This is a genomic window from Nocardia alni, assembly GCF_019038435.1.
In the GTDB taxonomy this organism is placed as follows: Bacteria; Actinomycetota; Actinomycetes; order Mycobacteriales; family Mycobacteriaceae; genus Nocardia; species Nocardia alni.
On the sequence record NZ_JAGPOX010000092.1, the window covers coordinates 1 to 13233 of the forward strand.

Sequence of the window (13233 nt, forward strand, 5' to 3'; positions counted from 1 at the left end):
CGCATAGGCACCCTCACCCCCGCCACCCCCGTCCTGATCACCAGCGGCCTGAACGACGACACCGTCCCCTACCCCCAGGCCCGCCGCCTGGCCACCGACTGGTGCGCCAAGAACGCCACCGTCACCTTCCGCACCAACAATCTCCCCCCGATAGCCCCGGGCGCGGTTCTCCCCAACCACTTCGGCCCCGAACTCCTCGACGGCTACGGCACCAACGGCGCCATCCCCTGGCTGTTGGCCCGGCTCAACGGAACCCCGTTGTCCGGCTGCACATTCAACTGACCACGCGAGAAGCTCGGTCCGATCGGCGGTGTCCGCCGAGGGTGATCTCTCCTGGGCAACCGTTCGTCCCCGGGCCGGCCTGTCATCGGCATCATCCCCAGCGGATCAGCGGGATCGAAGTAGACGATCGGGGCCGACGGCCTGGCTGACTCGGCGCCCTCATCGACTCGATCAGCAACGCACAACCGAAAATCCACAGCCGCTAAAGAAGTCGGTACCCCCGGTCGAACTCGAACCGACACTGTATTGATTCAAGTCTGCTTGGTCGACATGGCGTTCCGAGGCTCACACCAGGCAGGCACGAACGGCGCAGATTGCGAAGCGGATCGACAGCTTGTCGTGGTTCAATGAGCCATGCTTTGCACGGGGTGGTTTCGATGACGGTCGCGCTGTCTCATGAAGCTCCTGACGGCTCGTTGCCGGTTAGTGCGATGCAGGAAGAACTCAGCCAAGCTTATGTCCACATGCTTGTCAACGGCACGTGAATCTTGACCACTTCTCGGCACTCGAATCGTGACCCCTCTTGGTCGGTGGGTTGATGGTTTCATTCTTCAGTTGTGCCGGCGGCGGGGACGCGGCCGAGGTCGCGGTCCTTGAGCCGGTAGCTGTCGCCTTTGAGGGCGATGACCTCGGCGTGGTGGACGAGGCGGTCGATCATGGCCGCGGCGACGACGTCGTCGCCGAAGACCTCGCCCCAGCGGCCGAAGACCTTGTTGCTGGTCACGATCAGCGAGGCGCGCTCGTAGCGGGAGGAGACGAGCTGGAAGAACAGGTTGGCGGCTTCGTTCTCGAACGGGATGTAGCCGACCTCGTCGACCACCAGTAGTGGGTAGCGGCCGAGCTTGATCAGCTCGGCCTGCAGGCGGCCGGCGTGGTGGGCTTCGGCCAGGCGGGCGACCCAGTCCGCGGCGGTGGCGAACGCGACCCGATGCCCGGCCTGACAGGCTCGGATCGCCAGCCCGATGGCCAGGTGGGTTTTGCCGGTGCCGGGCGGGCCCAGGAACACCACGTTCTCCTTCGCGGTGACGAAATCCAGAGTGCCCAAGTGCGCGATCACATCCCGTTTGAGACCACGGGCGTGCCCGAAGTCGAACTCCTCCAACGATTTGCGGTAAGGGAATCGTGCGGAGCGGATGCGTCCCTCACCGCCGTGGGATTCGCGGGCGGAGACTTCGCGTTGCAGGCAGGCGATGAGGAATTCCTCGTGGGTCCAGTTCTCCGCGCGGGCCCGTTCGGGCAGCCGCGCGGCGGCTTCCCGCAGCGACGGCGCCTTCAACGCCCGAGTCAGGAACGTCAACTCGGCGGTGAAATCCCGCGCTGCAGTGGATGTTCTGGTCGCGGTGCTGGTTCTGGTCCGGCCGGGCATCACGCCACCCCGCCTTCGATGTCAATACCGAGTGCGGTGTCGTAGTCGGTCAGATCGCGTTGCTGGACCTCTGGTTCGGGTGCCGGACGCAGGACACCGATCCGGCCGCGCCGCATCACCTTCGCCGCCTCGACATGAGTCGGGTCGGACAGGGTTTGATGCCAAGCCCAGATCCGCTCATGATCCGCGACGATCCGCCCGCCGGAGAATACTCGGACCCGCTCGAGGTCCGCGAGGATCTCGATCCGGCGCCCGATCACCGAAGGATGCACCGAATAATCGTTGGAATCCAAGCGAATGTAGTGATCACGCGGCAGTCGCGCCGACCGCCGCCAGCCGGTCTCCGGCGCCACCGGCGGCAGCATCAGCATCGCCTGACGGTCCGCGGTGATCCGATCGGTCGGCGCGCAACCCAGCGCGCGGCGTGTCCGAGCGTTCACCAACTCCAGCCAATCCTCGAGCTGGGTATTGAAATCGTCTGGGCCACTGAATGTTCGCCTCGGAAGGAACGAGCGTTCGAGATAGTCGTGAGCTCGTTCGATCATGCCTTTGGCTTCGGGATCGGCGGGCTTGCAGACGAGCACTTTCGTGCCCAGCGTTCCGCGGAAGGCTTGACATTCGGCGGTGAGTTCACTACGCCCGCCGCGCCAACGACCGATCGCTCCTTCGCCATCCCAAACCAAAACCCTTGGCACCGAACCCAACCGGTGAATATGAGACCACCAGCCAGCGAACAGGTCTTCGGCATGCCGCGACGGGATCAACATCGCGGTCAGCCACCGCGAATAGCCCAGCACCATCGTCAGCACCGGTAGCTGTTTCGGGCCGCGGACCTGCCCGAACCCGACCGGCAGCTCGATCGGCGGGAACCAGAAATCGCATTGGGCGACCTCTCCGGCGACATACGCGGTCCGCGACGCCGGGTCCGGCGGCAGATACGCCGGACGCAACTCCGCGACCCGGCCCGAGAGCACCCGCACCGACCGGGTCCAGCCGATCCGCTCGGCGATCACCGTCGCCGGCATCGTGGGATACACCTTCAGCAACTCGCGGATCTGCGGCTCGACCGCGTCCACGATCGACCCCTTCGGCCGCCGCTCGTATCTCGGCGGCCTGTCCGAGGCCACAGCTGCCCGCACGGTGTTGCGGGACACGCCCATCAACCGGGCGATCGCCTTGATCGGAACACCCTCTGAGCGGTGCAAACGACGGATCTCTGCCCAATCTTCCACAGCAAGCATCCCTTCGTCCTCCTGGCTCGGTTAGAACCAGCGTCCCGACCAAAGGGGTCAATTTTCAGATGCCACGCGGGGGTCAGTATTCACGTTCTGTCGACAATGCTAGCGAGCTCCTGCGGCCTGTCCCTGGGGCGGTGGTCGCAGGACTATGACTGCAAGGACGTGACTCTCAGCTCCAGTGTCGACTACTCACCGTACATGTACGGTCCGGGCATCGACATGCAGCTCAAGTGCTCAGGTCAAATAACGATAGAGCGAAAAGATACGATCGCTTGGTCGCTGGATTCCAGAGCGTATGACAAGATGTCTCGGCTGAACCGCTCGAACCCTGCGCTATTCTGTGTGCTTGTGACACCTGCGGAGGTGGGGCGTTGGCTCAAGCTGGATCATGACGGTCTTCTGGCCCGTAGTCATATGTATTGGCACTGGGGTCATGAGCTCCCGGCTCTGAAGAAGGAACAGAAAAGTCAGACGGTTCAAAGAGCACTTGCTGACACCGAGATCGTTACTCGAATTAATAGAGGAGGCGAGTAAATGGCAACCGGCAATAGCTCCGTCGAGTCAATAGTTGAGTACGAAGATATTCTGACACCGGCTAACGTAGCCCAGTTTCTCGCTACTCGAAACTGGACAAAAAAAGTCGATCGTCGCTTCGATCAGGTGTGGGTACTCGAGGAAGGCGATGGTCAGCGACCGGTATCTGTGCTACTTCCTCGGGAACCTACTTTTGTCGACTACGACAGGCGGCTTCGAGAGGCGATAAGTGTTTTAACCGGGGCATATGATCTAGAATTACCCGAGCTCGCTGAGAAGGTTGCTTCGGTTCGCGCTGATCTCTTTTTCGTCAGAATTGATCAGAGCATGAGGGACGGCACTATTCCGCTCCGGCAGGCAGCGGGTATGCTTGAAGGTATTGATCAAATGATCCGCGCTGCCGCGCTGTCGGCGCATAATCCGCGGTCGAGCGGCCGTGGTCGAATTCCGGATTATGTCAACGAGTTTCTGAATGATGATATCCGTATGGGGCATACGAAGAAGGGGAGTTTTGTAATTACGGTCGCGGCGCGTATTGATGACATCGAACCCGATGTTCCGCAGGCCAGCGCCTCGGGTGAGTCCGACCCGGTAACGTCAAGCTTCACACGTCGGGTAATGATGTCACTGGCGAGGAGCCTCGATGTTACACGTAGATTTGCTGCAGCGCCGAGTAACTTTGCCGATGTCGACGAAGCAATGGATCAGGGGCTGAGGTTGCAGGTTGTACAAGCTCTCCAGGAAATGAGCGCTTCGGAAGGGCTTCGCGGTCTCGACCTATCTTTCGAATGGGCGGCTGCTGAACCGCAGCGTGTTCCGGTTCCGACTCGTATATCCTTGGATCGAACCGCAATTGACGGGTTATTGGAAGTTGAAAGACGGCTGATACGGAGAACAGAGCCGGAGAGGGCCACGTTAGTGGGTCTCGTGAAGGAACTAAAACTGGAGGAGGACGGTGATTCTCCTGACGATCAGAGTGGCGATGCCATAATTCATGCCGAAGTTGGCAATCGAACTCGCCGAGTAGCCATCCCGCTTGCCGGTGTCGACTGGCAGCTAGCGATATCGGCCTTGCGTGCCAGAGTTCCACTTATGGCGACGGGTGAACTGGGCAAGCGAGGCAATACTTGGCGACTGAATGAGCCGATAGAATTAGATCGTTCATATCTGGAGTCAGTTCTGTCCGGACGCCCGAAATAATCGGGCGTCCTCGTGAGTTTTTCGGCCTCGCCTTCGGCCATGCATAACGGCGATTCGTTGTGTAGGGCTTGATTCGGCAATTGCTCCGTACATCGGCCGGTGAGGCAGGGGCGGTCGACTCGTGCAGCCTGCGTCGACGAGCCGTGAATAAGCGTTACGCGTCGCGGAAGAGGCGGCCCGGACAGAAGATAGCCTAAAGTTTGCCGAAAGCGGTGCGTGTCGCCTCGCCGATGGCGGATACTCGGCGAAGTAGTACCGAGCTGCTCCCCAGTGAGAGGAGATACCGCATGAAGGCTGTGCAATATCGGGCTATCGGCGCGGCGCCCGAGGTGGTCACCGTTCCGGATCCTGAGCCGGGGCCGGGTGAGGTGCTGTTGCGGGTCACCGCGGCGGGGGTGTGTCACTCCGATATCGCCGTGATGTCGATGCCCGAGGTGGGGTTTCCGTTGCCGCTGACGCTCGGTCACGAGGGGGCCGGTACCGTGGCCGCGCTCGGGGCCGGGGTCACCGGATTCGAGATCGGGGATTCGGTGGCGGTGTATGGGCCGTGGGGGTGTGGGACGTGTCCGGCGTGTGCGGCGGGGAGGGAGAACTACTGTGTGCGGGCCGGTGAATTGGGGATTCATCCGCCGGGGTTGGGGGCGCCGGGGGCGATTGCCGAATATTTGATCGTCGATGACGCGCGGCATCTGGTGCCGCTGGATGGGCTGGATCCGGTCCGGTCGGTGCCGCTCACCGATGCGGGGCTGACGCCCTACCATGCGATCAAGAAGTCGCTGTGCAAATTGATCCCCGGCAGTACGGCGGTGGTCATCGGTACCGGCGGGCTCGGGCATGTCGGGATTCAGTTGTTGCGGGCGCTGAGCCCGGCGCGAGTGATCGCGCTCGACGTGAGTCAGGACAAGCTGGCGTTGGCGCGGGCCGTCGGTGCGCACGAGACGGTGGTCTCCGACGACAAGGCGGCGGCCCGGGTGCGGGAGTTGACCGGCGGGCGCGGTGCTACAGCGGTTTTCGACTTCGTGGGCGCGCCGCCGACCACCGCGACCGCCGGCGCGTGCGTCGCGATGGAGGGCGACGTGACGATCGTCGGGCTCGGCGGCGGCACGCTACCGGTCGGGTTCGGTGTGCTGCCGTACGAGGTGAACGTCATGTCCCCGTATTGGGGCAGCCGCGGTGAACTGCTGGAGGTCCTGGATCTGGCGCGGGCGGGCGCCGTCGAGGTGCATGTCGAGACCTTTTCCCTCGATGAGGCGCCGCTGGCCTACGAACGCCTGCACGCGGGCAAGATCGACGGGCGCGCCGTGATCCTGCCCAACGGCTGAACACCCGGGCCGCCGATCCTCTCGTCGAACAGATCGGCGGGCGGGTTCGTGGTCGGTTCAGGCGAGGTCCAGCAGGACCTTGCCGACCGCGCCGCCCTCGACCGCGTCGTGGGCGTCGGCGGTCTTGCTCAGGTCGAAGTGATGCAGTGGGAGTCCGGCCTCCTCGCCTGCACCCAGGGCGTTGTCGGTGAGGGCGGCGGTGATGTCCTGAATGGCCGCTTGCAGCAGCGGCTCGGCGAGGGTGTACAGGATCGTGAACTGGAAGCGCAGGTTCTTGCTGTACGTTTCGCGTATCGGCAGGACCAGCTCGTTGCCGCCGTTGTTGGCGTAGATCGCGACCGTGCCGTGCACCCTGGTCACCGCCAGGTCGAGCAGGGCGTTGGCGGCCGGGGCGACCTCGGCGACGAGGTCGACGCCCTCGGGCGCGACCGCCAGGATCGCGGCGGCGGGATCGCCCTCGCGATAGTTCACGACATGCTGCGCACCGGCGGCACTCGCCAGCGCGGCCTTCTCTGGCGAGCTGACCGTCGTGACGACGGCGGCCCCGGCCCAGCGCGCCAGCTGGATCGCGGCATTGCCGACCGCGCCGGCCCCGCCTGCCACCAGCACGGTCTGCCCGGCCAGCGCGCCGGGCGCGAGGCGCTCGACGGTTCCGGAGGTCAGCAGCCGGTGTGCGGTGATGAACGGCACGCCCAGCGCCGCACCCAGGTCGAACGACGCGGTATCCGGCAGCGGTGCAACGTGATTCGCCGGTTGTGCGGTCAGCTCGACGGCGGTACCGTAGGGGCGGCCGTGCTGCGCCATGGCCAGCCAGACCCGGTCGCCGACCGCGAGGTTGTCCACTCCCGGTCCGACCGCCTCCACCGTCCCCGCACCGTCTTGCCCGGGCGAGACCTCGTCATCGATCGCCGCGATCCCCGAGCGGAATTTCCAGTCGGTCGGATTGACTCCCGCCCGGATGACCCGGACCACCACCTCACCCGGCCCCGCGACGGGCTCGGGCCGCTCGACGAGCCGCAGGACGGAGGAGGTGCCGGTCTCGGAGTAGACGATTGCGCGCATGGTCGCATTCAACACCGACGGCACCCTCGGTGTTCCGCGGACACGGTGAGCGGTAAACGCGCACTGCCGGAATCGGAGAACCGGCCTCCCGCTGCATTCTCTCGACCAATTTGAACACACCCAAGGAAGCCCATGCCAACGCCTTATCGCGACACCACCGCACCCGAACGCCGCATGCTCGAGACCATGGTCGATCGGAATCGGACCGAATTGATCGAGACGGCCCGCGGGCTGACCGAGGAGCAGGCTCGCCGCCGCCTCGTCGTCTCGCTGACCACCCCGATCGGCCTGCTCAAACACGCCGCGGTCGCCGAGCGAATCTGGTTCCAGGTCATCCTGGCGGGCCTGCCCGCAGACCAGTGCGACGGGCCGACGGAAAGGGGTGATGCCAGCTTCCTCGTCGGCGACGACGAAACCCTGGCCGACGTCATCGCCGAATTCGAGCGGGCCAGTGAACGCTCCCGGGAGATCGCCGGAAACTACGACCTCGACGTCACCAGAACGCACCCGCGCGCCGGCGAAGTTAGCCTGCGGTGGATCTATCTGTTACTGCTCGAGGATTTCGCCAGGCACGCCGGGCACGGGGACATCCTGCGGGAACAACTCACCGTCGAAGTGTGATTCAGCCGAATCGTCCCCAGGCCACGAAGACGGCCAGGGCGAGATAGATCAGGCCGACCGGAGCCAATGTGACCTCCCCGAGGCGCAGGTGGGTAACGATCGCGCCGATCATCAACACGGCCCAGCACAGCGCCGTCACCGCCACCATGACCGGTGCGATATTCAGCGCCCTGGGCAGAATCAGGCCGAGTGCTGCCAGAAGTTCCAGGACCCCAAGGGTTTTGACGAAGCCGGGGTTGGCGTGTTCGGTCCATCGCCCGCCCGGCGCCCGGGCCAGGGTCGCCTTGGGAACGAAAGCCTTGGTGAAACCACCGACCAGGGCAACCACGGCCAGCATGCCTGCCGCGATCCATAGTGCGAGATTCACGGGTATCTCCTTGCGGGTTCTCGGGACCGGAAATCCTGGTCATAGGGCAGACGTCGCTGCCCGTGCTGCTGTGACAATTCGCGCTAGGATCGGTGCGGTACCGACGCGCAGGGGGATGGATGACCGCGAATTCTGAGCGGACCGGACCGGTGTTCGCACAACCCGATCTGACGGGTCCCGCCCCGGAATTACGCGGCGTCGAAATCCGCGCGAACCAGACGGCCCTGGTCTCGGATATCAGCTGGCGGGTGGAATACGGGCAGCGCCGGGGCTTCGAGCGGGACCTGGAGATCCACCGGGTCGACGACCGCTGGACCGTACACGCCCGCCGCACCTCGGAGCGCTGAATGTCCGGCCCCCATCGCGTGGCTATCGCGCTCGCCGCACAGATGTCTCTGCTGGAGGTCGCCTCCGCCTACGAGGTGTTCTCGATGGCCGCGGCACGGGACCACTACTCGGTGAAAACCTGCGGGGCGCCCTCGGCCACCATCGGCACCTGGCTGCACGCGGACCTCGACGACGATTTCGAGGGCCTGCTGTCGGCCGACACCGTGATCGTCCCCGCGTGTGGCGACCGGAATCGCAGCCAGCCGCCGGAACTCATCGAGGCGGTCGGCGCGGCGCACGAGGCCGGTGCGCGCGTCGTATCCATCTGCACCGGTGCGTTCACGCTGGCCGCCGCGGGCCTGCTCGACGGACGGCGGGCCACCACCCATTGGCGGCACGCCGCCCGTCTGGCGCAGGAGTATCCGCGCGTCGAGGTCGACCCGGGGGTGCTGTACGTCGACGCGGGCACGGTGCTGACGTCCGCGGGCAAGGCGGCGGGAATCGACCTGTGCCTGTACCTGATTCGCAAGGACGTCGGGCCCCGCGTCGCCAACGACGTCGCGCGCGATCTGGTGATGCCGCCGCATCGCGACGGCGGACAGGCCCAGTTCATCGCGCCGCTCAGGGCCACCGACGACGACGATGTCATGACCAAGGTGCGCACCTGGGTGCTGGACCGTCTGGACCAGCCGCTGAGCATCTCCGACATCGCCGCGGTGGCGCATATGAGCCCGCGTCAACTGCACCGCCGATTCCTGGCCACGACCGGGGTCGCGCCATTGCAGTGGCTCAACTCCCAGCGTGTCTTCGCAGCCCAGAATCTTTTGGAGACAACCGATCTCGGCGTCGAGCAGATCGCCTCGCGGATCGGCATGGGCACCTCGACGAACCTGCGCCGGCATTTCGGCAAGCACGCGGGGGTGTCCCCGGACGCCTACCGGCGCACCTTCCGCGGCGAATCGGTGGTGTGAGCCTCGTTGTCCACCGCTCGCTGCGCCCAGATCAGCCAGACCAGGGATATCGCCGCGAGGACGGTCACGTAGATCAGCAGTCGCGTCGGGCTCCCCAGCGGTGCGAGCACGGCCAGTACGAACGACGCGGTGAACCCGATATAGGTCAGCGCCTGATACACCGAGGTCAGGCCACCCAACCGCGCCGGATCGGCGATCGCCTGCACCTCCATCAGCCCGCACACCTGGGCGCATCCGTACGCCGCGCCGAGGATCAGCGCGCCGATCAGCGCCAAGCTCGGGCTGAGCCACCGCACCGACCCGACCGCGAACAGCATGCCGATGATCGTCAGCACGAACGAGGTCAGGATCAGATACTGCCGGCCGCGCGCGTCGATCCTCTTGGCGGACTTCTGCACCAGGATGCCCGCTCCCGCGTTGAACGTGGTCACGACGGCCGCGAACATCATCGTCCAGCCGCGCACGCTCTCGTGGATCACCGCGGGTACGTAGGCCAGGATCACCGCGACCGGAATGAACACCCACGGCGCCAGCGGCACCACGATCATCCGGAATCTGCGGTCGCGAACCTCCCTGATCCGCAGTGCGGCAAGGATATTCGCATTCGGGTCGCGAGTCAGGGTCTCCGGCGTGGTCGACACCAGGTACAGGGCCGCGCCCGCCAGCAGCAGGTGCGGGAGATAGGGGACGGCCGTGTTCAGCGGCGCCCACTGAGCCAGCACCCCGGCGACGAGCGGCCCCAGCGCGAATCCGACGCCCATGGCGACGGTGAGCCGGCGCGCGCCCTGGCTGGCGTCATGCGTGGACCGGGCCGACAGCTCCCGCAACCAGGCCGCACCGCTCGAGAACGCCGCGCCGCTGGCGATGCCGGTGATCAACCGTCCGGCGATGATCCACCCGACACCCCACGGTCCGGCGATGAGCAGCAGGGACGCGACCACCGACGCGATCATCGTCGGAATCATCACCGCGCGGCGGCCGAATCGATCCGAAAACGGCCCGCCCAGAAGCAATCCCGGTAGCAATCCGACCGAATACGCGGCGAAGGTCAACTGTGCGGTGGTATTCGACAGATGCAGGTGGTCCTGATATAGCAGCAGCATGGGGGTGAACTGCTGCGCACCCCATCCCGCCGCCGCGACCGCCGCGGCGGGCTTGACCCACTGATGTGTTGCCGGTGGTGCGCTGATTTCCGAAGTTCGCATATGCATTGCTCCCCGCACGAAAATGCCTGTTCACTGAGGTCAAGTCGAGCCTCGTCGCACCGAGGCCGTTGAACAAGTGGCAGGAATGACATATTGCGAACGGATTAGGACATCTTCAGCGGACATGTGGGATTTCAGCGAACGCGAGGTGCGGTCGGCTACAGGGTGGACACCAACAGGCTCTGCGAGACCGATGCGAACGACCCGTTCATGTCGTACATGGTCCCGACGGCGTACGCGGTGCCGAAAGGCTCTGCGCGCGTGCGGGATCGCAGCCCGATCCATTCCCCGATCGGCCACCGGGCGAAGGTGACCGTGAGGTCGGTGTTGACCAGGAAATAGCCGTGCCGGTCCAGTTCGAATGCCACCGCCCAGTTGGTGTCGGCGACGACGAGGGCCCGGGTGACCGGGGTGTCCTTCTCGTCGGCGATCAGCGGCACTCGCTGGCGCGCCCACATATCGTCCGGCCCCAGGGAATCGAACGACGACCGCGCGCCGGGAAATCGCCACTCCATCGCCGAGAGATAACCACCGAGGTGCGCACCGCTCATACCGCGGAATTCCTGTGGCCCCGGCACCGGCGGCATGGCCGGTTCGTGGTCGACACTCGGTATGGTTCCGGGACTTTCGCGCACCGCCCAGGCCCGGGCGATCAACACGTCCTTACCGCCGCTGGACAGCGCGCCCTCGAGGATCGACGTGCGCGACCCGCCCTTGACCACCTCGGTCCGCACGTGCACCGTCGCGACCGGGACCGGACGGGCCAGTTCGATGCTCACCCGCACCAGCCGCAGTCCGCGCTCGGTGGCCGCGGCATCCAGTGCCCTGGTGAGCAGCGCCGACGGTGGGCCGCCGTGCTGCGCCTCGGCACTCCACGGGCCGGCCGTCGCGGAGGTGCTGTCGAAGGTGTCGAAGGTGTCCGGGGTGTCCGGATCGTCCCGCGTCGCGACGAAGAACGAGTCGGGAAGATCGCTCGGCGGCACCAGGCTCATGGTCTTCAGGCTACCGATCAGTCGATGATCAGATCCGTCACCGGCTCGTCGACGGCGTCGGTGGAGGCCGCGACCTCCTCGAGCGGTGTGGACGACCGGTTCGGCAGCAGGATCGCCGCCACGATGACCAGCACCGACAGCGCGGCCGAGACCACGAAGGCCAGGCGCAGACCGTCCAGGCCGGCCGTCAGCGGGTTGGTCCCGTGCGCGATCAGCGTCGTGCTGCGGGACGACATCACCGTGATGACCAGCGCGGTGCCGAATGCCGCGGCCACCTGCTGGAGTGTCCCGAGCATCGAGCTGCCGTGCGAGTACAGATGTTCCGGCAGCGCGCCGAGGCTCAGCGTGAACACCGGCGTGAAGGCCGCGGCCAGCGACAGCATCAACAGGATGTGCAGAGCCAGGATCTGCCAGTACGGCGTGCCGAGCGAGATCTGCGTGAATCCGGCCAGTGCCAGGGTGATCCCGACCGAAGCGGGAATGACCAGTATCCGCCCGCCGAACCGATCGAACAGGCGGCCGACGGTCGGGCCCAGCACGCCCATGGCCAAACCGCCTGGCATCACCAGCAGGCCCGTCGCCAGCGGCGACAGATGCCGCAGGTTCTGCAGGTACAGCGGCAGCAGCATCATCGAGCCGAGCATGGCCAGGAACGCCACCGCCATCAGGATCAGGCCCTTGGTGTACGGACCGAACCGCAGTGTGCGCAGATCCAGCAGCGGAGTGCCGGTGCGCTGCAACCGAATCTGACGTCCGGCGAATGCGCCGATCAGGATCAGGCCCGCGGCGACGATCAGCGTGGGTTCGGCGACGCTGCCCTCGCCGAACCGGCTCAGGCCGAACACCAGCCCGCCGAATCCGAGTGCGGCGAACACGACGCTGAGCCAGTCGATCGACCCGGTCTCCGGTTCGCCGATATTCTCCAGCTGCCGCAGCCCGAACCAGGTGACCGCGCCCGCGATTGGCAGGACCAACGCGAAAAGCCAACGCCACGAGGCGATCTGCAGCACCAGACCGGATATGACCGGCCCCATGGCGGGCGCCACCGAGATGGCCAGGGTGACGTTGCCCATCACCCGTCCGCGATCGCGTTCGGGGACCACCGTCATCAGGGTGGTCATCAGCAGCGGCATCATGACCGCGGTGCCCCCCGCCTGCACGACCCGGCCCAGCAGCAGCACCGGGAAAGTCGGCGCGAGCATGGCGATCGCGGTGCCGGTGAGGAATATGCCCATCGCGAGGGCGTAGGCGCGCCGGGTGCTGACGCGCTGCAGGAACCAGCCCGTTACCGGAATGATGGCGGCCATCGCCAGCATGAAGGCGGTCGACACCCACTGCGCCGAGCGCTCGCTGACCCGCAGATCTGTCATCAGGCGCGGGATCGCGTTGATCATGATGGTCTCGTTGAGGATCACGACGAAGGTCGCGAGCACCAGCAGCCGGATGACGGTCGGCGTCCGTCTTGGACGAGTGTCTAGATCGACGGACATCGGGGTACCTCCGGAGCGGATTCGGTGCGGGTTGTGCGTGGTCGGATGCCGCTTCTCGACGGTGGGTCGCGGCGCCACATATGTTCAGACGGGGACCATCGCCTCAACTCATCGCAATGGCGAAAGTATTCCAGCTCACATCGCGCCGGTCACTCGATTTTCCGGTGTGTGAACGCCTCGCTCACCGGAAACCCTCTGATCGCCAACCGAATCCATGCGATCGCGGGCCGATCAGGTCCTTTCGGCGCGGCCCCGG

The 13233-nt window shown here is 65.5% G+C and carries 13 protein-coding genes; 6 read left to right on the top strand and 7 right to left on the bottom strand.

All coding sequences use genetic code 11. The annotated features are described in order from the left end of the window. A partial coding sequence (locus JZ791_RS28830; protein WP_216898498.1) for a lipase family protein occupies positions 1-282 on the top strand: 282 nt, incomplete at its 5' end. Between the two features lie 544 nt (positions 283-826). Here the strand turns inward: JZ791_RS28830 and istB are convergent. Both istB and istA read right to left on the bottom strand, forming a co-directional pair. Beyond that, positions 827-1648, bottom strand: a complete 822-nt coding sequence (gene istB / locus JZ791_RS28835) for an IS21-like element helper ATPase IstB (protein WP_216898499.1) — start codon at positions 1646-1648, stop codon at positions 827-829. Beyond that, positions 1648-2889 carry an IS21 family transposase gene (gene istA / locus JZ791_RS28840; protein WP_216898500.1) on the bottom strand — a complete coding sequence of 414 codons (1242 nt, stop codon included), beginning with the start codon at positions 2887-2889 and terminating at the stop codon, positions 1648-1650. The genes istB and istA overlap by 1 nt, the downstream gene beginning before the upstream one ends. Before the next feature lie 531 nt (positions 2890-3420). On the opposite strand from istA, the gene JZ791_RS28850 reads away from it, so the two are divergent. Together JZ791_RS28850 and JZ791_RS28855 are read left to right on the top strand one after the other, a co-directional pair. Then, on the top strand, positions 3421-4620 hold the full coding sequence (locus tag JZ791_RS28850) for a hypothetical protein (RefSeq protein ID WP_216898502.1): 1200 nt from the start codon (positions 3421-3423) through the stop codon (positions 4618-4620). Between the two features lie 287 nt (positions 4621-4907). Then, positions 4908-5942 carry an NAD(P)-dependent alcohol dehydrogenase gene (locus tag JZ791_RS28855; protein WP_216898503.1) on the top strand — a complete coding sequence of 345 codons (1035 nt, stop codon included), beginning with the start codon at positions 4908-4910 and terminating at the stop codon, positions 5940-5942. 57 nt (positions 5943-5999) lie between these two features. Here JZ791_RS28855 and JZ791_RS28860 read toward each other — a convergent pair whose 3' ends face one another. Continuing rightward, complete coding sequence (locus JZ791_RS28860) at positions 6000-7004, bottom strand: NADPH:quinone reductase (protein WP_216898504.1); 1005 nt, start codon at positions 7002-7004, stop codon at positions 6000-6002. A 132-nt stretch (positions 7005-7136) separates the two neighbouring features. Between JZ791_RS28860 and JZ791_RS28865 the strand changes: the two genes are divergently transcribed. Further along, positions 7137-7625 carry a DinB family protein gene (locus JZ791_RS28865; RefSeq protein ID WP_254206461.1) on the top strand — a complete coding sequence of 163 codons (489 nt, stop codon included), beginning with the start codon at positions 7137-7139 and terminating at the stop codon, positions 7623-7625. Position 7626: 1 nt separating this feature from the next. Here the strand turns inward: JZ791_RS28865 and JZ791_RS28870 are convergent, their stop codons facing one another. Then, positions 7627-7992 (bottom strand): DoxX family protein, encoded by a 366-nt coding sequence (locus JZ791_RS28870; RefSeq protein WP_216898505.1) that lies wholly within the window; start codon positions 7990-7992, stop codon positions 7627-7629. Positions 7993-8111: 119 nt separating this feature from the next. On the opposite strand from JZ791_RS28870, the gene JZ791_RS28875 reads away from it, so the two are divergent. Together JZ791_RS28875 and JZ791_RS28880 are read left to right on the top strand one after the other, a co-directional pair. Next, positions 8112-8339 (top strand): hypothetical protein, encoded by a 228-nt coding sequence (locus JZ791_RS28875; protein WP_216898506.1) that lies wholly within the window; start codon positions 8112-8114, stop codon positions 8337-8339. Continuing rightward, positions 8340-9290 carry a GlxA family transcriptional regulator gene (locus tag JZ791_RS28880; protein WP_216898507.1) on the top strand — a complete coding sequence of 317 codons (951 nt, stop codon included), beginning with the start codon at positions 8340-8342 and terminating at the stop codon, positions 9288-9290. It abuts the gene before it with no gap. Here JZ791_RS28880 and JZ791_RS28885 read toward each other — a convergent pair. From JZ791_RS28885 to JZ791_RS28895, 3 genes are all read right to left on the bottom strand, one after another. Then, positions 9254-10495, bottom strand: coding sequence for an MFS transporter (locus tag JZ791_RS28885; protein WP_216898508.1), 1242 nt, complete (start codon positions 10493-10495; stop codon positions 9254-9256). The two genes, JZ791_RS28880 and JZ791_RS28885, sit on opposite strands and share 37 nt — an antisense overlap. Positions 10496-10653: 158 nt before the next feature. Continuing rightward, the gene (locus JZ791_RS28890) at positions 10654-11487 is read right to left on the bottom strand and encodes a thioesterase family protein (RefSeq protein WP_216898509.1); all 834 of its coding nucleotides are present in this window, start codon (positions 11485-11487) and stop codon (positions 10654-10656) included. A gap of 17 nt (positions 11488-11504) precedes the next feature. Further along, positions 11505-12977, bottom strand: a complete 1473-nt coding sequence (locus tag JZ791_RS28895) for an MDR family MFS transporter (protein ID WP_216898510.1) — start codon at positions 12975-12977, stop codon at positions 11505-11507. Positions 12978-13233 lie beyond the last annotated feature (256 nt).

Coding starts and splice junctions, on each gene's coding strand:
- istB (WP_216898499.1), bottom strand. CDS start 1,648: ATGCCCGGCCGGACCAGAACCAGCACCGCGACCAGAACATCCACTGCA.
- JZ791_RS28860 (WP_216898504.1), bottom strand. CDS start 7,004: ATGCGCGCAATCGTCTACTCCGAGACCGGCACCTCCTCCGTCCTGCGG.
- JZ791_RS28855 (WP_216898503.1), top strand. CDS start 4,908: ATGAAGGCTGTGCAATATCGGGCTATCGGCGCGGCGCCCGAGGTGGTC.
- JZ791_RS28875 (WP_216898506.1), top strand. CDS start 8,112: ATGACCGCGAATTCTGAGCGGACCGGACCGGTGTTCGCACAACCCGAT.
- JZ791_RS28865 (WP_254206461.1), top strand. CDS start 7,137: ATGCCAACGCCTTATCGCGACACCACCGCACCCGAACGCCGCATGCTC.
- JZ791_RS28885 (WP_216898508.1), bottom strand. CDS start 10,495: ATGCGAACTTCGGAAATCAGCGCACCACCGGCAACACATCAGTGGGTC.
- istA (WP_216898500.1), bottom strand. CDS start 2,889: ATGCTTGCTGTGGAAGATTGGGCAGAGATCCGTCGTTTGCACCGCTCA.
- JZ791_RS28890 (WP_216898509.1), bottom strand. CDS start 11,487: ATGAGCCTGGTGCCGCCGAGCGATCTTCCCGACTCGTTCTTCGTCGCG.
- JZ791_RS28880 (WP_216898507.1), top strand. CDS start 8,340: ATGTCCGGCCCCCATCGCGTGGCTATCGCGCTCGCCGCACAGATGTCT.
- JZ791_RS28895 (WP_216898510.1), bottom strand. CDS start 12,977: ATGTCCGTCGATCTAGACACTCGTCCAAGACGGACGCCGACCGTCATC.
- JZ791_RS28850 (WP_216898502.1), top strand. CDS start 3,421: ATGGCAACCGGCAATAGCTCCGTCGAGTCAATAGTTGAGTACGAAGAT.